The organism is Thermosulfurimonas sp. F29, assembly GCF_019688735.1.
Taxonomy (GTDB): Bacteria; Desulfobacterota; Thermodesulfobacteria; order Thermodesulfobacteriales; family Thermodesulfobacteriaceae; genus Thermosulfurimonas_A.
In genome coordinates this window covers 570,988-589,759 of the sequence record NZ_JAIFYA010000001.1, presented here as the reverse complement: position 1 = coordinate 589,759, position 18,772 = coordinate 570,988, and the positions used below count along the sequence as shown (strand labels likewise).

The window sequence follows — 18,772 nt, the reverse complement described above, 5'->3', positions numbered from 1 at the left end:
GTTAAGATTCTAACACCTTTTCAATGGTTTCCCAGGGGATCTCGCCCGGTCGCAGGAGCTCGGGTTTGCCGGAGACCACCGAGACCAGGGTGGAGGGTTTTCGTCCCGGAGTGGGGCCGCCGTCGAGCACGAGATCTATGTCCGGGAAGTAATGGGCCACCTCCTCGGCGGTGCGGGCCGGGGGTTCCTCGGAAAGGTTGGCGCTGGTTCCGGTGACGGCGGTCCCGAAAAGACGGGGTATCTCCCGGGCCAGGGGATGCGAGGAGACCCTGAGGGCCACGGTGCCGGTCTCCGCGGTCACCCAAGGAGGCACCTCCGGCCGGGCCCGAAAGACCAGCGTGAGGGGACCCGGCCAGAACCTGGCCATCAACTCCCTGGCCGCCTCCGGGACCTCGGCCGCAAACCTTTCCACCTCGCCGGCATCCCCGACAAGTAGGAGCACGGGCTTGTCCCGCCGGCGCCGCTTGACCTCGTAAAGGCGTTTCACCGCAAGCTCCGAAAAGGGATCCACCGCAAGACCGTAAAAGGTCTCCGTGGGAAGGGCCACCACCCCGCCCTCCGAAAGCACCCGGAGGGCCTCGCTTAAGGCCTCTTCCTCTTCGGCCCGGAGGATCCTCATCCCTGAGCGAGCCTTTCCCGATACCTTCTGAGCCTCTCCCGGAGATCCGGATCGGCAACGGCCAGGATCTCCACGGCGAGAAGGGCGGCGTTGGCCATGTTGCCGATGCCCACCGCGGCCACCGGCACCCCCCGGGGCATCTGCACGATGGAAAGCAGGGCGTCCATACCCTTCAGCGGCCCGGCCGGAACCGGAACCCCTATCACCGGGAGGGTGGTGTGGGCCGCTATGACCCCCGGCAGATGGGCCGCAAGCCCCGCCCCGGCGATGATCACCCTGAGCCCTCGTTTCTCGGCTTCCTCCGCATACCGTCTCACCCTATCCGGCTGCCGATGCGCCGAAGCCACCTCCACCTCGTAGGGGATCCCGAACTCCCGCAGGACCCTCTCCGCGGCCTCCACCTGGGGAAGATCGCTCTTGCTACCCACCAGGATCCCCACCAGGGGTTGACGGAGGTGTTTTAAGGCCTTGGCCCCGATGTCCCGGCGATAGTGCATGTTCTCGAAGCGGATCTTCTCCACGGCCTCGTAGGCCCGGCGGATGGCCGAGGGAATGTCCGGTCCGAGGGCCGTCACCCCCAGTACCCTTCCGCCGGCGGTAACGAGCCGGCCGTCGCGAAGGGCGGTTCCGGCGTGAAAGACCTTGACCCCGGGAAGGGCCTCCGCCTCGGAGATCCCCCGGATCTCCTTCCCCTTTTCGTACTTTCCGGGATAACCTCCGGAGGCCAGCACCACGCAGACCGCGGCCTCGGGCCTCTCCCGCACCTCCACCTCCGCAAGCCTTCCCTCAAAGGCGGCCTCGATGAGTTCCACGAGATCGGTCTCAAGTCGCATGAGGACCGGCTGGGCCTCCGGGTCGCCGAAGCGACAGTTGAACTCGAGCACATAGGGCCGCCCGTTACTTATCATTAACCCTCCGTAAAGGACCCCCCGGTAGGGAAGTCCCTCCCTGGCCAGGGCCCGAATGGTGGGCTTCATGATGGTCTCCAGGATCTCCTCCGCGAGCTCCGGGGTGACCACCGGAGCCGGAGAATAGGCTCCCATGCCCCCGGTGTTCGGCCCCCGATCTCCGTCGAGAAGGGGTTTGTGATCCTGGGAGGTGGGGAGAGGAAGCACGGTCTCGCCGTCGGTGATGACCATGAAGGAGGCCTCCTCGCCGGTGAGACACTCCTCGATGATCACGCGGTTTCCGGCCTCCCCGAAGACCTTTTCCACCATGATCCGATCCACGGCGGAGAGGGCCTCCTCCACCGTGCGGGCCACGACCACTCCTTTGCCCGCGGCCAGTCCGTCGGCCTTGACCACGATGGGAGCCCCTTTCTTTTCTATGTAACGCCTGGCGGCTCCGGGATCGTCGAAGACCTCAAAGGACGCGGTGGGAATTCCGTGCCGGGCCAGCAACTCCTTGGTGAAGACCTTGCTGGCCTCGATCCGGGCCGCGGCCGCCGAGGGCCCGAAAACCCGAAGCCCCCGTTCCTCGAAATAATCCGCAACGCCCCGGGCCAGGGGGTCCTCGGGACCCACCACCGTGAAAGCCACCCCCTTTTCCTCGGCAAACCGGGCCAGAGCCTCGAAATCGAAGGGGTCAATGGATACGCACTCACACTTCTCCTCCATGGCTATACCGGCGTTGCCCGGAGCGCAGTAAACCCTCTCCACCCGCGGACTCTGAGCCAGCTTCCAGCAAAGGGCGTGCTCGCGACCGCCCCCTCCTATTACCAGGATCCTCATGGTCTCCCTCCTGCATACCTAAAGTTCGTCGGGGATTTCTTCCAGGCGCACCAGGTCCTCATAGTCCTCCCTTTTCCTTACCACGAAATAGCGTTCTCCGTCCACCAGGACCTCCGCGGCCCGGGGACGGGAGTTGTAGTTGGAGGCCATCACGAAGCCGTAGGCCCCGGCACTGAAGACACACAGGAGATCCCCAGGGGATACCGGGGGCAAACGCCTCTCCCGGGCCAGGAAATCCCCGCTCTCACAGATGGGGCCCACCACATCGGCCCTGATACTCTCGATTCCGGGCCTTTCCCTCACCGGCGAGATCCGGTGGTAGGCCTGGTAAAGGGTGGGACGGATGAGGTCGTTCATGCCGGCGTCCACGATCACGAAGGTGCGCCCCTCGGAGGATTCCCCCGAGGGCGGGTTGGTCTTTACATAGAGCACGCGGGTCACCAGGATGCCGGCGTTTCCGGCGATCACCCGTCCGGGCTCAAGAACGAGAACGGCGTCCAGATCCCGGAACTCGCGCTTAATGGCCTCGGCGTAGGCCGCCGGGGGCGGAGGCTCCTCCTCCCCGTAAACAATGCCGAGCCCCCCTCCGAGATCCAGATACCGGAGTTCCTCAAAGCCCTCCTCCCGAAGACGCAGGTAGAGCCCTTTAAGCCTCCTCAGGGCCTCCACGAAGGGGGAAAGCTCCGTGAGCTGGGAACCTATGTGGCAGTCCACCCCCACCGGACGGAGATAGGGGTCCTCCTTCGCCCGGAGGTAGGCCCGATAGGCCACCTCCTCGGGCAGTCCGAACTTGTTCTTCTTGAGCCCGGTGGAAATGTAGGGGTGGGTGCGGGGATCCACATCCGGATTTACCCGGATGCTGAAGGGGGCGGGTCTTCCGAGCCGGCGGGCCACCCGGGAGAGGGCCTCCAGTTCCCCCAGGCTTTCCACATTGAACATGAGGATCCCGGCCGAGAGGGCCTCCTCCATTTCCCGTTCGGTCTTCCCCACCCCGGAGAAAACGATCCTTTCCGGGGGAATCCCGGCCCGGAGGGCCCGAAAGAGTTCCCCTCCGGAGACGATGTCCGCCCCGGCACCCTCCCGGGCGAGCAACCTCAGGACCGCCAGATTGGAATTGGCCTTGACCGAATAGCAGACCAGATGCGGCAGGTCGGAGAAGGCCTCGTCGAAGACGCGATAGTGGCGCCTGAGGGTGGCGGCGGAGTAGATGTAGACCGGCGTACCCACCTCCTCGGCGATCCGGCTCACCGGCACCTCTTCGGCGAAAAGCTCCCCTTGCCGATAAACGAAATGGTGCATAAGCCCTCCTCGCTCAGGGGATAATGCAGATTTCCGGCGTCCGGAACCCCGGAACCAGGGTGCCGTAGTATGATAAAAGAGGCTCCACGGAGTAGCAATACCGGGTTCCCGCCCGGGCCGAGGAATCGAAAAAGGAGGTGGCCCGGAGGGGCGGGAAGGTGATCTCTTCTCCGGCGGAGCGGCGCCGTATCCGGTAAAGCACCGGCCCGGGGAGGGGGAGACCGTGGAGATCCGTGCGGGAGGGCCACCAGGAAAGAAAGACGGTGTGAGGAAGAATCCGGTGGACCTCGAAGCCCTCCGGCGTGCGGGGCGGGGTGGACCAGCAGAATTTCCGGGCCGGGGTCCAGGGGCTTACCGATCGCCATCCCTTTACCGCCCGCACGCGGTAGCGATAGCACCATCCCGGATGTAGATCCCGATCCCGCCAGTAAAATCGGGGGCTCCGGGCCGGGGAGCCCCCGAAGGGGACCCGTAAAACCTTCCGGAGTTCCGGTCCCTCCCCCCCCGGACGCCGCATCACCCTCTCTATCTCAAAGGCCTTAATTCGGCGAAGGGCCTCTCCCCGGATGTCCTCCACCGGAACCCTTACCGAAAGCTCCGCAAAAAGGGGATGAAGGGTGAGCCTGAAATCCCGGGGAACCTCCGGACGGACCGCCTCCGGAGGAAGCGGAGGCCCCTTGCGCCCGCAGGAGACGAGAATTATCAGAATCAACAACCCGACCCACCGTTTCATGTCCTTTCTATAGCACAAACTTAAAAATTTTTTGAGGGAAGCCGGACTTGCCCGGAAATCCGGGCCCGTCCCCACGGATGGCCGGGAATCAGGAACGGGAGGGCCGCACCCTCCCCCATATATCGTTTGTAGTGTATATTTAAACTTTACCGGAAATTAAAATTGATGAGAATTTTTGAAGAGCGGAGGCAAAAAATGCTAACTATATCTCCCAGGCTGTGCAAATTTTTGATAGAAACTACAAAGACTGCGGATATTGAAGCTGCTTTCAGCAAGATATTTCGCGACTACATTGACTTGAAACTAAAATACCTGAACGAAACCATCAAATATTTTGAAGAAAAATGGGGCATGGATTTCGAAAGCTTCAGAAAAAAGACCAAGTCAGAGTACAGTTATGAAGTAGAAAAAGATTTCTGGGAGTGGGAAGAAGCAGAAAGTCTCAAGAAATACTATATGGAGATTAAAAATTCATGGATGTAATCAGTCTTGCAAATGAGCTTATTGAGTGTGTCGTGGAGCTTCCTTATGTAAAAGATATTGATTTAAAAACTGAAGTTTTCATATTAAAAGCAAGAATTACTTTTAAAGAAAACTATTTTCTGCAGATTTACTACAATTCTCAAACAAAAACAAGATGTTTTGCATTGATTAAAAATGAAGTAAGGGTTTGGGGGGTAGATTTCGACAATATGAGAGGATGGCATGAGCATCCTCTTGAAAATCCTGAAGAGCACAAGAAAATCGAGCCCTTGAGTGTAAAAGAGATCTGTGAGATTATAAAAGAAGTTTTAGAGAAATTATTTGCTTAAAGTGGACCATGAACGAGGAAAAACGCTACGGCGAGAGGGCTATTGAGGAGGCCGAGCTTGAGGCCTGGCCCAATCCCTATCCCGACCGGGACTATCGTATAGACATCACCTTTCCGGAGTTTACCTGTCTGTGCCCTCGTTCGGGCTATCCGGACTTCGCCACCATCAAGATTTCCTACATACCGGATAAAAAAATCGTGGAGCTCCGCTCCCTTAAGCTCTGGCTGAACAAGTTCCGGGGGCGTTACATCTCGCACGAGGCCGCCACCAACGAGATCTTCGACGCTCTCTGGAAACTTCTCGAGCCCAGGGAGCTTCGCGTGGTGGGGGACTTTAATCCCAGGGGCAATGTGCACACCGTGATCACCGTGGAACGCCGTCAGGGAAGCTCCGTCAGCCCCACGGCGTAGGCCAGGCGGGCCCGGGCGATCTCGAAGTCGGCCCGGGCGGCGATCTCCTCGGACCGGGCCCGGGTAAGCAGGGTTTCGGCGTCAATCACATCGGTGGTGTCCGCGAGTCCCTCCCGGAAACGGGCCTTTACCAGTCGAAAGTTCTCCCGGGCCGCGGAAAGGGCCGCCCGGGCTACGCTCACCTTCTTCCGGGCGGCTTCCAGATCCAGATAGGCCTCCCGCACCTCGAGCCGCACCCGATCCTCTATCTCCCGCAGCGCCTCTCTGCGAGCCAGGATCTCGGCCCGGACCGCCGCCATCTCCCTGCCCCGGATCCCCCAGTCCCACAACTCCCAGTTCAGGGAAAGACCCACCCAGGCGTTTTCCCGATCTCCGTAAGGGTTTTCCGAAAGGTCCAGGGTATCCCCCCGTTTGTAGTACTGCGCCTCCAGATCCACCCAGGGGAAGTAACGGCTCCGGACCAGCTTGAGCTCCTCCCGCTTGGATCTTACGGCCAGAAGCGCCGCCTTGACCTCCGGCCGATTCCGGAGAGCCAGCCTGAGCAGCTTCTCGTAGGATTCCCTGACGGGTCTCCCGGGAAACCGGGGCTCCACCCTCAGTGGAGCGGTGAGGGGCCGCTGAAGCAACATATTCAAACGGGCCCGGGCCACCTTTAACCGGTTTTCGGCCGAAAGGAGTCGATACTCGGCCTCCCGGGTCTCGGCCTCGGCCTGAAGGACCTGATTTTCCGCCACCAACCCCTCCCGGAAGAATCCCCGAACATCCCTGAGGTGAGCCCTGCGTCTTTCGAGGGATTTGCGGGCAAGCTCGATCTCGCGTTCCGCCTGAACCAGACGGAAGTAGGCCTCTTTTACCCGGAAGATGAGCTCCTGTCTTACCCGGGCCTCCTCCACCTCGGAGACTTTAATCGCAAGCCTGCGGAGAGCGTGCCGGGTGGAGATGGCCAGCCCGTGAAACACGGGAAGCTTTACCGTTACGGCAAAAAAGGCCTCCTCCCGTCCCCTGAGGGGATAGGTCCCGAAGGGGGTCTTGAAGGTCTCCTGATCCCGATAACGGCGATATTCGTAACCGGCGTAGAGTTTCGGGAGGTGTTCCCGAAAAGCGGCCCTTTCCCTCTCCTCTGCGGCCCGCTTCCGGGCCAGAGCGGCCTTTAAGGCCGGATACCGGGAAAGAGCAAGCCTCAGACATTCCTCAAGGGTGAAAACCCGGTCCCCGGCCGAAAAACCGGGACTTGAAAGAATAAGAACGAAAAAAATCCACCAGATCCGCCTCATTTTTTACCTCCTCCTCAGGACCCATTTGTGGTGCCATTCCCGTAAAAAGAGGAGGAAGAGGAAGAACGCTCCCAGGAGGGCCCAGTAGTAGGTGCGGCGGAAGGTGTCCTGAAAGGCGTAACTTGCGGCGTAAAGGGTCTCCACCTTGAAAAGAAGGGCCTTGGCCTTGTGTAGGGCCGTGGAGGAGGGGAAAAAAAGGTCCAGAAAGTGCCGTCCCTTCGCCAGCATTTTTTTCACCAGCACGGGGTTTTGGAGGGCGGTCATCTCCTGAAAGTGGAAGTCGGTGCGGTAGGTGAGGGTGTTGGTGGCGATGGCGGTGCCGAAGGAGCCCCCGATGAACCTCTGGTAGTGGAGAAGCACCACCCCCAGGCCGGTGCGGGGACCGAGCCCGGAAAGGGTGATCCGGGTAAGCGGCGGGAAAAAGGTCCCGATGGCCATGCCCACGGGGATGGTGTAAAGGGCCGCGGTGAGGGCGGGGGTGTAGTAATTGAGCCGGGGAAGGAGAAAGAGGGAGGCCACGGAATAGAGCAGAAAACTGACCACCAGGATGTACTGAGGACGCACCCGATCGCTAAGGCTCCCCGAGATAACGGAAAAAAGACCGATGAAACTGGCAAAGGCCAGCATGTGGACTCCGGCCTGAAAGGTGGTGAGGCCCTTCAGGTTCTCGTAGTAAAGCGGAAGGAGGTAGAAGACCTGATACATGGAGAATCCCAGTACGAAAAAGTGATAGGCCATGGTGAGCCCGAAGGTGGGGATCAGGTAGATGGAGAGGTCGAGAAGCGGGCGGCGGGAGAGGAGCTCGCTGGCCAGATAGGCGGTCAGCGAGAGAGCCGACACGAAGGCAAGGAGCCCTATGGTGCGGGACTGGAACCAGCCGAGCTGCTGTCCCTTGGAGAGGAGAACCAGGAGGGAAACCGTGAAGGAGGTCAGGAAGAGGTAGCTTCTCAGGTTGAATTCGAAGCGTCCGGTGCGTCCCAGGTCCCGGGGAAGGAAGAATAGCCCGGCGGTGAGGTTCAGGAGACCCACCGGGAGGTTGATGTAGAAGACCCAGCGCCAGGAGAGGTGATCGGTGAGGAAACCTCCCAGGGTCGGCCCCAGGGCCGGGGCGAAGCTTACCCCCAGCCCGAAGATGCCCATGGCGAGCCCTTGCCGCTCCGGGGGATAGACCGCAAGGAGTATGGTCTGGGCGGAGGCGGCGATGAAGGCCTCCCCCAGCCCCTGACAAACCCGCCAGAAGACCATGGAGGGGAGGCTTCCGCTCATTCCGCACATGGCCGAGGAAAAGGTGAAGAGGGTGAGCCCGGAGAGAAAGGTCCAGGCGTAGCCGATCTTCGGGGCGAGCGAGACCACGAAGATGAGACCGGCCGCGGCCGCGGTCATGTAGGCGGTGACCACCCACTGGATGCCGTAAAGGTCCGTGGAAAGCGGACCCATCATCTTGGGCACCACGATGTCCACGATGGTGGTATCCAGAATGGCCATAAAAAAACCGATCATGACGATGAAGGTGATCAGCGCCCGGTCGAAGCGGGAGACGGGATAGTAGAAGCTCTGGGAGACCGGGGCCTCGGCCATCAGAACTTCCTGCGGATCTCCACCTCTCCCCCGAGTCCCACCCGAAGGAGGGAGAGATCTCCCTGGGTGATTCGGATCTTGACCGGAACCCTCTGGGCCACCTTGGTAAACTCTCCCGCGGAGATGTCCCGGGGCACCAGGGCGAATTTGGCGGCGGTGGCCGGAAGAACGGCCGTTACCACCCCCCGGTACACCCGGTCGGGGTAGGCGTCTATTTTTATTCTGGCCTCACAGCCGGGTTTTACGCCCCGAAGCTTGGTTTCCTCAAGAAGAACCAGGACATACAGTTTAGAAAAATCCACCACCGCGTAAACCGGTTCTCCGGGGCCCACCACATCGCCTTCGGCGTGGAAGCGCTTGGCGATGTAGCCGGAAACCGGACTGGTGAGCCGGCAGCGGGCCAGGAGAAGACGGGCCTCGGCGAGGGCCTGTTCGCGGGCCTCGATCCGGGCCCTGAGAGCCGAGAGCTCCTTTTCTTTCTCCCGCACGAGTTTGCGGCTGTTCTGCACCAGGCGTTTTTCCTTCCGGGCGGCCTCAAGGGCCGCGGAAAGGGACTCCACCCGGGCCGAAAGCGCCTCCTCCCTGGCCCGCAGGGTTCGAAAACGCAACTCCGCTTCCTCCAGCCGGTGACGGGGAATTAGATTCTCCCGGTAGAGTCTGGAAAATCTCCGGAAATCCCGTTCGGCCTGGGCCAGTTCCTCCCGCAGGGCTTTCCGTTCGCCTATCAGGGCCCTTCTTTCGGCCTCGATCCTCCGGATTTCGTTTTCCGCCCGGGCCTCCCGGAGGGTGATCTCCCTACGGAGTCTCTTTATCTCGATGGAAAGGGCCCGCGCCCGCTCCCTCAACGCCGAAAGGCCGGCCTCAAGCTCCCTTACCCGCAGGGCATAGGTGGAGTTGTCGATCTCGGCCAGCGGCTCGCCCTTCCGCACCCTGTCCCCCTCCCGGCGGTAAAGTTTTACGATCCGTCCGTTCACCTGATCGAAGGAGGTAAACACCAGGGCGTCGGTCTCCACGAAAACGGCGTTGGTTACGGCGTAGAGGTGACGATGCCAGAGGAACCTGGCCAGGAAGACCAGGAGGGCAAGAAAAATGGCGAGAAGGATAAATAACGCCAGTCTCCGGTGTTTGCTATTCATGGGCTCTCTCCCCGGGGATAAGGGCCTGACTGAGAACTTCCCACAGATCCTTCGGGCCGGGGAAAGGGATTCTTCCCTCCAGGGCCTCCACCACCGCGGTGGCGATCACTCCGTCCACTAAAGCGGCATAAAATCTAGGATTCTTGGAAAGAGGAGAGGGTAACTTTTTGAGTATTCCGGCCAGTCTTTCCAGATAGTCCTCAAAAAGGGCCCGGATCTTTTCCGTATGCACCCCGCGGAATCTCGCCTCCCAGAGTTCCCGAAGGTGAAGCTTGAGCAGAGTTTCGTTTTCGCGAAGGGTCTCCAGCTTTACTTCCAGGAACTTCATTAAAATTTCCTCCGGAGGGCCCTCCCGGGAAAGAACCTTTATTACCCTTTCGTGTATCCTTGAGGCGGCCTCAAAAAGAAGGGTTTCGTAAAGGGCCTTTTTGCTCGGGAAATACTGATAAAGGGTCCCCACCGCCACTCCGGCCCTTTCGGCAATTTCAGTCATTTTGGCTCGATGAAAGCCCCTTTCCGAGAAGACCGAAAGCGCAGCCGCAAGGATCTCCCTTTTAACCTCCTCGCGCCAGATTTTTCTTTTTGAACGGGTGTTCATAAGTTGAATTTTAATTCAAACAAAAATCCGGAGTCAAGGCCGAGGAGAGGATTAAACGGGCTCGAGGCGAAGGAGACGGGCGCCTTTTACTTTTTTAAGGTGAGAGGGATCGTCGAGGAGACGGCCCACCAGGTTGACCTCGCTGGCCGGGACCGGATCCGGGCCGGTAGAGGCCGGGGTGGGGCCGAAGAAGATGGCCAGGGCCCGTCCCGGAGGCCAGTAGCCTATGTCTCCGACCCTGACCTCCAGGGTGTAGGTTTCGTCGGGCTCGCAGTCCACCGGTACCCTGAAGTAGAATTCGTCCCCCCATTCCTGAATCTCCGCCTCAAGCGGAAGGCTCTCGTAGATCCGGCGGCCACATTCGGTCTCGAAAAGCTCGGCCCGAAGGACCAGGTCCTCAATGGTGATCCGGATGGGGTAGGGCATTCAGGACCTCCTCACAGAGTTCCGCCACCGGTTTGTCCCCGGGAAGGCACAGGTGCCGGAAACGCGGAAGGATCTCCAGGTACAGTTTCCTGATGTTCGTGAGTTTTTCCCGGGTCTCGAAAAGCTCTCGGATCTTTTTCCTCTGCCGCACCCGTTCCAAGGCCACCTCCACCGGCACATCCACGAACACCACCAGATCCGGTACCGGGGCCACGGTCTCGTTGCGGCGAAGGAGTTCCTCCACCTCCAGCCCTTCGCTTCCCTGATAGGCCAGGGTGGACGGATAGTAGCGATCACAGAGAACGACCTTTCCAGCCTTAAGCGAAGGGGTGAGGACCTTTTCCGCGTGCTCTCTCCGGTCACGGAGGAAGAGCTCGGCGTAGGCCTGCGGGGAGAGCGGGGTTCCCTTGGCCAGATGTTCCCTGACCTTGCGCCCCCATTCTCCCTCGGAGGGCTCCCGGGTAAGCAGCACGGGAAGCCCCTCCTTCCTGAGGGCCCGGTAAACCTCCCGGGCCAGGGTGCTCTTGCCGGAGCCGTCTATCCCCTCGAACACGATAAGACGCCCGGGGCGTTCGAATTCCACGGTTATTCTCTCCACCAGGTAATCCCGATTGTCCGGGGTAATCTCGCAGAAGACGGGGCCTTTGAGCCTGAAAATCTCCTCCAGGAAGGGGATCTGCCCGTAGCCCACCGAGGCCAGAACGGGATCCGGCCCGGAAAGAAGCTCCCGGATACGCTCGCGAAAGGCCTCGGAGAAGATCTCCATCTTGCCGATCTCGTCCACCACATAGAGGGTGTCGGGCTCGGCCGGGGCGAGAGCCGAAAGGGCCAGTTTTTCAAAGGTTTCAAGGAAGACCTTGTACTTTCCCACCTGGGGCCAGCCCCGGCCTTTTTTGGCCAGCCAGGCCTCCCGTCCGTCTAGGGTGTGGATCTTGAACCCTATCCGGCGCCCCCCCTCCCGCACCTCCCGGGTGACGAACCCCCTCTTCGGACCCGGGATCCCGCCCGCTACCCTCTCGATCAGGGTGGTCTTGCCCGAGCCCGGAAGCCCGTGCACCAGAACCTTGTTCCGTCCGTGGGCCGGAGCCTTCATTTCTTCCTCCACCCCTTCCGGGTAAGCAACACATAGGTGGCCCCCGGACCACCGTCACAGGGTCGGGCGCTGGCGTAGGCCAGTATGTGGCGTCTTAAAGGCCCGCGCTCAAGCCAGAACCTCACCTTCTCTTTTAACACCGGACCCCGGGGCGAGGAAAGCCCCCGGCCGTGAACCACCAGCACGCACCGATCCCCGCGAAAGAGACATTCCCGCAAAAACCGGTGGAAGACCACCTCCGCCTCGGCCACGGTTAACCCGTGGAGGTCGAGCACCCGGCTGTAGGCGATGCGTCCCTCGCGAAGACGGCGCAGGAGCTCTTTAGTCACCCCCGGAGCCCGCCCCTCCATATATTCCGAGGTCTGCCACACCCGCACCCGAAGGGGTTCCGGAGGCCAGTCCCTTTCCTCCTCCCTCCGGGGAGACCGCGGACACGGGGCCCAGAAGAAATTCCGATCCTCAAGGGGCCGAACCTTCCGGAAAAATTCCTCCGGATCCTCCTCACAGAGGGGCCGCTCCGGCCCCGCCGGAAGACGGTCCCTGGCCACCCTCTCCCTCAGGATCTCAAAGGGTCGAAAGCCCATCCTCCATCTCCGCAAGAAGTTTTCTCACCCCGGAAAGTTCGGACTCTATCTCTCTCAAAGCCCGGGCCACCTCTTCGTCCTCCTCCGGATACTCGTGGACCAGGATGTTTCGCAGTCGCCGAAGGTGCCACCACCTCTCCCCGTTAACGGAAAGACCCCGCTTTTCCGCCAGATTAACCAGATCCAGCATGGGTAAATTTTCCACGCTCTCCCCCTTGATCAAAAGATAGAGGCGAAGGAGATCCCCCAGACTATCCTGAAGTCTGGAAAAACGGTAGGCGACTTGATCCAGATAAGGAAGAAGAATCGGATCCTCCCGCGCCCTTTCCATCGTCTCCTCATTGAAGGAAGGCCCCAGCTTTTCGTGCAGAGCCCGAAAGGCCCTCTCCAGGACTCCGAGGTGTTTTCTAACCTCTTCCCGCTTTTTCTGAAACTTCAGCCGCAGGCCGTTCACAGTCTTATCCCTTCCCTGCGGGCTATCTTTTCTATGGGCCGTTCGGGATCTTTAGCTATCACCACATCGATCTTCTGTTCCCCCAGAAGGCTCCACAGTCGGGCCAGGAAACGCCCCTTTTTTTCGAAAAGTTCCGTCCTTTCCCCGGGAACGATGTATAGATCTATGTCCCCTCCCCGCCGGCTGTCGTCCACCCGGCTTCCGAAAAGATAGACTTCCGTTCCGGGGCCGAAGATTTTTTCCGCCGTCTCCCTGATGACCCGGCGATAGTGCTCCGAAAGCCTCATTCCTCAGACCTCAAGCCTTATCAGCTCGTATTCTCTGGTTCCCAGGCCGATCCTTTCGGCGTGCTCCAGGGTGATCTCCCAGTTGAGCCCGGGATAAAGGGCCCGGAACTTGTCCTCTCCGGGCCCCGCCGCCTCGGTCTTTGATCCGGGAAGTCCCGCCTCCCGGTTCACCAGGTCCACCGAGGCCTGGTCTATGGCCACCGGATCCTCCGAGGCCAGGATCCCGAGGTCCCGCACCAGGGGATAGTCGTTAAAGGGATAACAGTCGCAGGCCGGGGAGACCTGAAGCACGAAGTTCAGGAAGACCGTCCGTCCCTTTTTGTCCCGGAGCACCGCTGCGGCGTATTCGGCCATCTTGCGCATGAAAAGTTCGGCCTTCTCGTTCCACTGGACCCTGATGGCCTCTTGAGGGCAAACCGCGATACATTCCCCGCAGCCGATACAGCGTTTCTCGTTTATGCGGTAGCGGGGTTTCTTCACCCCTTTGGCCGGCTCCGGGGCCCCCACCGGACAGAACTCCGCACAGGTCCCGCAGGCCACGCAGCGCTTCTTGTCTATTTTGGGGGCCACGGTGGAGTGCTGCTCGAGCTTTCCCTTCCGGGCCGCACACCCCATGCCCACATTCTTGATCGCCCCTCCGAAGGCCGAAAGCTCGTGCCCCTTGAAGTGGGTGAGCACCACCAGACCGTCGGCCCGGGCAATCTCCTTGGCCACATAGAACTCCTTGAGCACCGGAAGGTCCATCTCCACCCGTTCGTAGGTGTTGCCCCGCAGACCGTCGGCGATCACGATCGGGGCGCCCACCACGGCGAAGTCGAAGCCGTTCCGGATGGCCGTCTCGAGGTGCACCACCGCATCCGAACGACTTCCTCGATAAAGGGTGTTGGTGTCGGTGAGAAAGGGTCTGGCCCCCGCCCGGCGGAGCTCCTCCACCACCCGGCGCACCCACTGGGGCCGAAGGTGAGCCAGGTTCCCGGCCTCACCGAAGTGGAGCTTCACCGCCACCAGAGCCCCCTTCCTGAAACGCCCGGAAACCCCCACCGCCTCGAGCAACGCCGACACCTTGTCCAGAAGCGTGGTCTTTTTCTTTAAATGGAGATCCACAAAATAGACCCTGCTTGCCATTTTGCGCTCTCTCCTTTAACCTCTACTTTAAGACATGGACGAGCGGAATCGCAAGCTTCTAAATATTATACAGAGGGATTTTCCGCTGGTCTCCAGGCCCTACGCCGAGGTGGGGCGAAGGCTGGGGCTTCCCGAGGAAGAGGTAATAGAACGCCTGGGGCGGCTCTCCCGGGAAGGCATCCTGCGCCAGATCGGGGGCATCTTCAATCCCCCGGCCCTGGGGTATCGGACCAGCCTGGTGGCCTTCGAGGTGCCGGAGGATCTTTGCGCCCGGGCGGCCGGGATTATAAACGCTCACCCCGGAGTAAGCCACAACTACCTTCGCGACCATCGTTTCAACTTCTGGTTCACCATTGCCGTGCCTCCGGGAACCTCTCTGGAGGACGAGGTGCAGGGTCTGGCCCGCGGGGCCGGAGCCGTCCGCCTCCTGCTTCTTCCCATAAAACGGGTGTTCCGTATAGCCGTGATCTTTGATCTCGAGGAGGGCACCGCCGGGAACGGGAGCTTCGAGACCGTGCGGGAGATTTTGCCGCCCGACGCGGAGACCGTCCGGCTGGTCCGGGCGGTTCAGGAGCCTTTGCCCCTGGTGCCCAGGCCTTTCCGGGAGGTGGCCGAAAGGGTGGGGCTTTCCGAGGAGGAGCTCCTTTCCTGGATCCGGGAGATGCTTGCGCGGGGGGTTATGCGCCGGTTTGCCGGGCTGGTGCGCCATCGGCGTGCCGGTTTCCGGGAAAATGTGATGGTGGCCTGGCGGGTGCCGGAGGAGAAAATAGTGAAGGTGGGCGAGGCCCTGGCCCGGGAGCCCGGCGTAACTCACTGCTACGAAAGGGTGAGCTATCCGGACTGGCCCTACAACCTCTACACCATGATCCACGCCCGGCAGGGCCTTAAGGATCGGGTGCGTCGGCTCGCCGAAACCCACGGAATCCCCGAATACCTGGCCCTCCGCACCCTGAAGGAATACAAAAAGGTGCGTCTCAAGCTGTTTGTGAGCTGATCTCCGGCTTCCTCCGGGCTTGCGATCCGGAGAGAAAAGAGATATTTAAATGGTATGAAACTTAAAGTGGTAATTCACAAAGCCGAGGAAGGAGGATACTGGGCCGAGGTTCCGGCTCTGCCCGGATGTGCCACCCAGGGCGAAACTTTCGAAGAACTACTTCAAAACCTCTATGAGGCCATAGAAGGGTGGCTTGAAGTGGAAGCCCCGTCCGTTTCCATCCCTGAACCCGCCGGAGAGACTACGGTCCTGGAAATCGCCGTTTGAAAATCGTAAGCGGAAAGGAATTCGCCCGCCTCCTGGAGAAAAAGGGCTGGAAGCTGGTCAGGATGAAGGGAAGTCATCACATTTACATGAAAGAGGGGTATCCGGCCAGAATTTCGGTACCCATACATGGAAACAAACCTCTCAAGAAGGGTCTTCTGAAACATTTCATGAAAATAGCGGGCCTCGAGGAGGAAGAACTCTAAAAACTCCGGGGGACTTCCCCTCCCTCCGCACCCTGAAGGAATACAAGAAGGTGCGTCTCAAGCTTTTTGCGGAAAGTTCAGGAAGTTCCGGAGGAGAAGGACCCCCTCGGGAAGGTCGTTCCCGGTGAAGTCCCAGTCCCGCGGGGGGCGGTTCAGCCTCCGCCAGGCGGAAAGGGAGGTCCCTATGGATTCGGGATGGAACTGGACCCCTTCCACGGGGTACTCCCGGTGTCTCACGCCCATGATCTCGCCGTCTTCGGCCCGGGCCGTGACCTCGAGACAGTCCGGAAGGCTCGCCTCCTCGATGGCCAGCGAGTGATAGCGCATGGCCTCGAAGGGATTCGGAAGTCCGGCGAAAACGCCTCTTCCGTCGTGGGTGATTTCGGAGGTCTTTCCGTGCATGAGTCTCCGGGCCCGCACTATGCGCCCCCCGAAGGCCTCCCCGATACACTGGTGTCCCAGGCACACCCCCAGGATGGGGACGCGTCCGGCGAAGTGCCGGATCAGGGGCACGGAAATACCGGCCTTGGGAGGATCGCAGGGCCCCGGGGAGATGAGGATGTGCGTGGGCTCAAGGGCCTCGGCCCGCTCGAGATCGATCTCGTCGTTGCGGAAGACCAGGATCTCGCCTCCGGGAAAGAGCTTGTCGAACATCACCCCCAGGAGCTGTACCAGGTTGTAGGTAAAGGAGTCGTAGTTGTCTATGACGAGAAGCCGCACGGCTCAGACCACCCCCTTCTTGACCATTTCTAAGGCCTTCATCATGCCCCGGGCCTTGTTGAGGGTCTCCTCGTACTCCCGTTCGGGATCGGAGTCGGCCACAATCCCGGCTCCGGCCTGAAGATAGAGCCGGTCGCCCTTCTGAAAGAGGGTCCGGATAGTGATGCAGAGGTCCATATTCCCGGAAAAACCGAAGTAGCCCACCGCCCCGGCATAGGGGCCACGTTTTTCCGGCTCGAGCTCCTCGATGATCTCCATGGCCCGGATCTTGGGGGCTCCGGAAACGGTTCCCGCGGGAAAGGCCGCCCGGAAGACATCGAACATGTCCCTGCCCGGGGCGAGTTCGCCTCTCACTCCCGAGACCAGGTGCATCACATGGGAGTAGCGCTCGATCACCATCAGTTCGTACACCTCGACGCTTCCGTAAGTGCAGACCCGACCCAGGTCGTTCCGGCCCAGGTCCACCAGCATGAGGTGCTCGGCCCGCTCCTTGGGATCGTTCACCAGGTCCTCGGCCAGCGCCAGATCCTCGGTCTCGGTGCGTCCCCGGGGGCGGGTCCCGGCGATGGGACGGGTCTCCACCCGTCGGCCCTCCACCCGCACCAGGATCTCCGGAGAGGAGCCGATGAGGGTCTCGTCCGCCAGCCTCAGGAAAAAGAGGTAGGGCGAGGGGTTGATCTTGCGCAGGGCCCGGTAAAGGGCGAAGGGCGGAAGATGGGAGCGGCCCGAGAAACGCTGGGAAAGCACCACCTGGATCACATCCCCGGCGGCGATGTAGTCCTTGGCCCGGCGAACCATCTCCAGAAATCGTTCCTTTTCGATTTCCGGCCGGAGCTCCACGGTCTCCCGGTCCGGGGTGGCCGCCGGGTAGATGAGGGGGGCACGGACGCGGGCCACCGTGGCCGCGATTTCGGCCCGGGCCCGCTCGTAAAGGGCCTCGGGCTGCACACCCGGTTCCACCCGGGCGTTGTAAATCACCTGAAGCACATGCCGCAGCCGATCGTAGGCCAGGAGGATCTCCGGAAACATGAAGTGAAGGTCGGAAAACCCCATGGGGTCGGGGGAAAGATCCGGAAGCCTCTCGATGAAACGCACTACATCGTAGGAAAGGAATCCCACCGCCCCCCCGAAAAAGCGGGGAAGCTCCGGCACCTCCGCGGCCCTGAAACGGCAAAGGACCTCCCTTAAGGCCAGAAGGGGGTCCTCCACTTCTCGAGTGGTCTCTCCGTGCCGATCGAGAAGGGTGACCCGACGCCCCTTGGCCCGGAAGATGAGAAAGGGATTGAGCCCGATGAAGCTGTAGCGGGCCCACTTTTCCCCGCCCTCGAGGCTCTCCAGAAGAAAACCGTAGTGGCCGGAAAAGGCCTTGTAGAAGAGGGATATGGGGGTCTCCAGATCCACCAGAAGCTCGGTGTAGACCGGAATGAGGTTGGCCTCTGCGGCCAGCTCCTTAAACCTTTTCTCCGGGGGATGGATCTCCGGAAACATGTTGAATTTTTTAATCTTTAAGTGCAGGCTTGGCAAGAGAGGATATTCATAATAATAGAAATAGGCATGGACCTCTGGACCAGATTCCTGGAGAAGGAGGAAGAAAGACTTAGAACCTGTTGGGTAGCTTTTCTTACTCCTTTTCGAAATTTTTCTTTACCTCTCCCTCCCCGATATACCGAAGAATTTCGCCGGGCGGAGCTTTTGTCCCCGGAGAAAAAGAAAGCAGCTCTTCTAACCGTTCTTCGGGAGACCCGGGAGATTATTTCCTGGCTACTCTCGCAGGCGGACCTCAGGGAGGTTGTAGCCCGCAAGGGACGCCTGGGCGAAATCGAAGCACTGGCTCAGCGACTATTTGAAATCGAAAACGAGGTGGATTATCTTAAGGAAGAGCTTCTTCGGGATGATCTCACCAAGCTATGGAATCGTCGCGCCTTAAGGGTATTCTTTCCAGAAATTCTTAGACGGATTACCCAGGGCAAGGAGACATACCTGGCCGTATTTTTGGATATCTGCGATTTTCGAGAGGTTAACGACCTCTACGGACATCGTGCCGGTGATAAAATACTCCTAAAAGTTGCTCGACGATTGCGGGAATGGGCCAAGGGGAAGGATGTTCCCGTACGGTTGGGGGGAGACGAATTTGTATTTCTTCTGGCCGTACCCACCCTTGAGGAGGTTCCCTCAATGCTTTTAAAGTTGTCTTCCCCGCCGGTGGAGATACACGGTCTAAAAAAGTATCTGGCCTGTGGAGCTACGGATATTCTCGCCTCCGACAGCCTGGAAAGCTGTCTTCACAGGGCTGACATGGCCATGTACAAACACAAAATGCTTCTAAAATCCTGGCTTCAGGAGGGACGGCGGGGACCTCTTCCCTTACCGGTATTTTTCAGGGCCTGAGGGGACACTTAAAGTTTCGAAAGGAGAATTTCCGAAGGGGGT

At 60.2% G+C, this 18,772-nt stretch carries 23 protein-coding genes; 7 read left to right on the top strand and 16 right to left on the bottom strand.

The genetic code is table 11. From position 1 onward, the window contains the following. Nucleotide 1: 1 nt before the first annotated feature. Genes K3767_RS03055 through K3767_RS03040 form a run of 4 tightly spaced genes read right to left on the bottom strand, consistent with a single transcriptional unit; the run spans nucleotide 2 to nucleotide 4,381 of the window. Entirely contained in the window at nucleotides 2-619 is a 618-nt protein-coding gene (locus tag K3767_RS03055; RefSeq protein WP_221172091.1) for an L-threonylcarbamoyladenylate synthase, read from the bottom strand. Continuing rightward, complete coding sequence (purD, locus tag K3767_RS03050; RefSeq protein ID WP_221172090.1) at nucleotides 616-2,349, bottom strand: phosphoribosylamine--glycine ligase; 1,734 nt, start codon at nucleotides 2,347-2,349, stop codon at nucleotides 616-618. The genes K3767_RS03055 and purD overlap by 4 nt, the downstream gene beginning before the upstream one ends. An 18-nt stretch (nucleotides 2,350-2,367) precedes the next feature. Beyond that, on the bottom strand, nucleotides 2,368-3,648 hold the full coding sequence (gene lysA / locus K3767_RS03045) for a diaminopimelate decarboxylase (protein WP_221172089.1): 1,281 nt from the start codon (nucleotides 3,646-3,648) through the stop codon (nucleotides 2,368-2,370). Nucleotides 3,649-3,661: 13 nt separating this feature from the next. Beyond that, a complete protein-coding gene (locus K3767_RS03040) occupies nucleotides 3,662-4,381 on the bottom strand; it encodes a lipoprotein (RefSeq protein WP_221172088.1) in 720 nt (239 codons plus the stop codon). Nucleotides 4,382-4,546: 165 nt separating this feature from the next. Between K3767_RS03040 and K3767_RS03035 the strand changes: the two genes are divergently transcribed. Genes K3767_RS03035 through queF form a run of 3 tightly spaced genes read left to right on the top strand, consistent with a single transcriptional unit; the run spans nucleotide 4,547 to nucleotide 5,603 of the window. Next, nucleotides 4,547-4,864, top strand: coding sequence for a hypothetical protein (locus K3767_RS03035; RefSeq protein ID WP_221172087.1), 318 nt, complete (start codon nucleotides 4,547-4,549; stop codon nucleotides 4,862-4,864). Continuing rightward, nucleotides 4,855-5,193 (top strand): hypothetical protein, encoded by a 339-nt coding sequence (locus K3767_RS03030; protein ID WP_221172086.1) that lies wholly within the window; start codon nucleotides 4,855-4,857, stop codon nucleotides 5,191-5,193. The genes K3767_RS03035 and K3767_RS03030 overlap by 10 nt, the downstream gene beginning before the upstream one ends. 8 nt (nucleotides 5,194-5,201) lie before the next feature. Further along, complete coding sequence (queF, locus tag K3767_RS03025; protein ID WP_221172085.1) at nucleotides 5,202-5,603, top strand: preQ(1) synthase; 402 nt, start codon at nucleotides 5,202-5,204, stop codon at nucleotides 5,601-5,603. Here queF and K3767_RS03020 read toward each other — a convergent pair. The 10 genes from K3767_RS03020 to K3767_RS02975 are packed head-to-tail and all read right to left on the bottom strand — an operon-like array spanning nucleotide 5,573 to nucleotide 14,158. Beyond that, entirely contained in the window at nucleotides 5,573-6,877 is a 1,305-nt protein-coding gene (locus K3767_RS03020) for a TolC family protein (RefSeq protein WP_221172084.1), read from the bottom strand. The two genes, queF and K3767_RS03020, sit on opposite strands and share 31 nt — an antisense overlap. A 3-nt stretch (nucleotides 6,878-6,880) precedes the next feature. Next, a complete protein-coding gene (locus tag K3767_RS03015; protein ID WP_221172083.1) occupies nucleotides 6,881-8,455 on the bottom strand; it encodes a DHA2 family efflux MFS transporter permease subunit in 1,575 nt (524 codons plus the stop codon). Continuing rightward, nucleotides 8,455-9,591 (bottom strand): HlyD family secretion protein, encoded by a 1,137-nt coding sequence (locus tag K3767_RS03010; RefSeq protein ID WP_221172082.1) that lies wholly within the window; start codon nucleotides 9,589-9,591, stop codon nucleotides 8,455-8,457. Before K3767_RS03010 ends, K3767_RS03015 begins: the two co-directional genes overlap by 1 nt. Beyond that, on the bottom strand, nucleotides 9,584-10,189 hold the full coding sequence (locus tag K3767_RS03005) for a TetR/AcrR family transcriptional regulator (protein WP_221172081.1): 606 nt from the start codon (nucleotides 10,187-10,189) through the stop codon (nucleotides 9,584-9,586). The genes K3767_RS03010 and K3767_RS03005 overlap by 8 nt, the downstream gene beginning before the upstream one ends. Nucleotides 10,190-10,240: 51 nt before the next feature. Further along, on the bottom strand, nucleotides 10,241-10,615 hold the full coding sequence (locus K3767_RS03000; protein WP_221172080.1) for a cyclophilin-like fold protein: 375 nt from the start codon (nucleotides 10,613-10,615) through the stop codon (nucleotides 10,241-10,243). Next, nucleotides 10,587-11,708, bottom strand: a complete 1,122-nt coding sequence (gene tmk / locus K3767_RS02995; RefSeq protein WP_221172079.1) for a dTMP kinase — start codon at nucleotides 11,706-11,708, stop codon at nucleotides 10,587-10,589. The genes K3767_RS03000 and tmk overlap by 29 nt, the downstream gene beginning before the upstream one ends. Beyond that, nucleotides 11,705-12,292: a Smr/MutS family protein gene (locus tag K3767_RS02990; protein WP_221172078.1), complete on the bottom strand. Its 588-nt coding sequence runs from the start codon at nucleotides 12,290-12,292 to the stop codon at nucleotides 11,705-11,707. The genes tmk and K3767_RS02990 overlap by 4 nt, the downstream gene beginning before the upstream one ends. Further along, the gene (locus K3767_RS02985) at nucleotides 12,273-12,746 is read right to left on the bottom strand and encodes a hypothetical protein (RefSeq protein WP_221172077.1); all 474 of its coding nucleotides are present in this window, start codon (nucleotides 12,744-12,746) and stop codon (nucleotides 12,273-12,275) included. The genes K3767_RS02990 and K3767_RS02985 overlap by 20 nt, the downstream gene beginning before the upstream one ends. Further along, the gene (locus tag K3767_RS02980; RefSeq protein WP_221172076.1) at nucleotides 12,743-13,033 is read right to left on the bottom strand and encodes a nucleotidyltransferase family protein; all 291 of its coding nucleotides are present in this window, start codon (nucleotides 13,031-13,033) and stop codon (nucleotides 12,743-12,745) included. Before K3767_RS02980 ends, K3767_RS02985 begins: the two co-directional genes overlap by 4 nt. 3 nt (nucleotides 13,034-13,036) lie before the next feature. Then, nucleotides 13,037-14,158 (bottom strand): DUF362 domain-containing protein, encoded by a 1,122-nt coding sequence (locus K3767_RS02975; RefSeq protein WP_221172075.1) that lies wholly within the window; start codon nucleotides 14,156-14,158, stop codon nucleotides 13,037-13,039. A 34-nt stretch (nucleotides 14,159-14,192) separates the two neighbouring features. On the opposite strand from K3767_RS02975, the gene K3767_RS02970 reads away from it, so the two are divergent. Genes K3767_RS02970 through K3767_RS02960 form a run of 3 tightly spaced genes read left to right on the top strand, consistent with a single transcriptional unit; the run spans nucleotide 14,193 to nucleotide 15,622 of the window. Further along, the gene (locus tag K3767_RS02970) at nucleotides 14,193-15,152 is read left to right on the top strand and encodes an AsnC family transcriptional regulator (protein ID WP_221172074.1); all 960 of its coding nucleotides are present in this window, start codon (nucleotides 14,193-14,195) and stop codon (nucleotides 15,150-15,152) included. Between the two features lie 54 nt (nucleotides 15,153-15,206). Then, entirely contained in the window at nucleotides 15,207-15,419 is a 213-nt protein-coding gene (locus K3767_RS02965) for a type II toxin-antitoxin system HicB family antitoxin (RefSeq protein ID WP_221172073.1), read from the top strand. Then, nucleotides 15,416-15,622: a type II toxin-antitoxin system HicA family toxin gene (locus tag K3767_RS02960; protein ID WP_221172072.1), complete on the top strand. Its 207-nt coding sequence runs from the start codon at nucleotides 15,416-15,418 to the stop codon at nucleotides 15,620-15,622. Before K3767_RS02965 ends, K3767_RS02960 begins: the two co-directional genes overlap by 4 nt. Before the next feature lie 57 nt (nucleotides 15,623-15,679). Here K3767_RS02960 and K3767_RS02955 read toward each other — a convergent pair whose 3' ends face one another. Both K3767_RS02955 and trpE read right to left on the bottom strand, forming a co-directional pair. Beyond that, the gene (locus K3767_RS02955) at nucleotides 15,680-16,342 is read right to left on the bottom strand and encodes an aminodeoxychorismate/anthranilate synthase component II (protein WP_221172071.1); all 663 of its coding nucleotides are present in this window, start codon (nucleotides 16,340-16,342) and stop codon (nucleotides 15,680-15,682) included. Between the two features lie 3 nt (nucleotides 16,343-16,345). Beyond that, nucleotides 16,346-17,830 (bottom strand): anthranilate synthase component I, encoded by a 1,485-nt coding sequence (gene trpE / locus K3767_RS02950; protein WP_221172070.1) that lies wholly within the window; start codon nucleotides 17,828-17,830, stop codon nucleotides 16,346-16,348. 204 nt (nucleotides 17,831-18,034) lie between these two features. Here trpE and K3767_RS02945 point away from each other — a divergent pair, with 204 nt between their 5' ends. Further along, nucleotides 18,035-18,730: a GGDEF domain-containing protein gene (locus K3767_RS02945; protein WP_221172069.1), complete on the top strand. Its 696-nt coding sequence runs from the start codon at nucleotides 18,035-18,037 to the stop codon at nucleotides 18,728-18,730. Nucleotides 18,731-18,772: the final 42 nt, after the last annotated feature.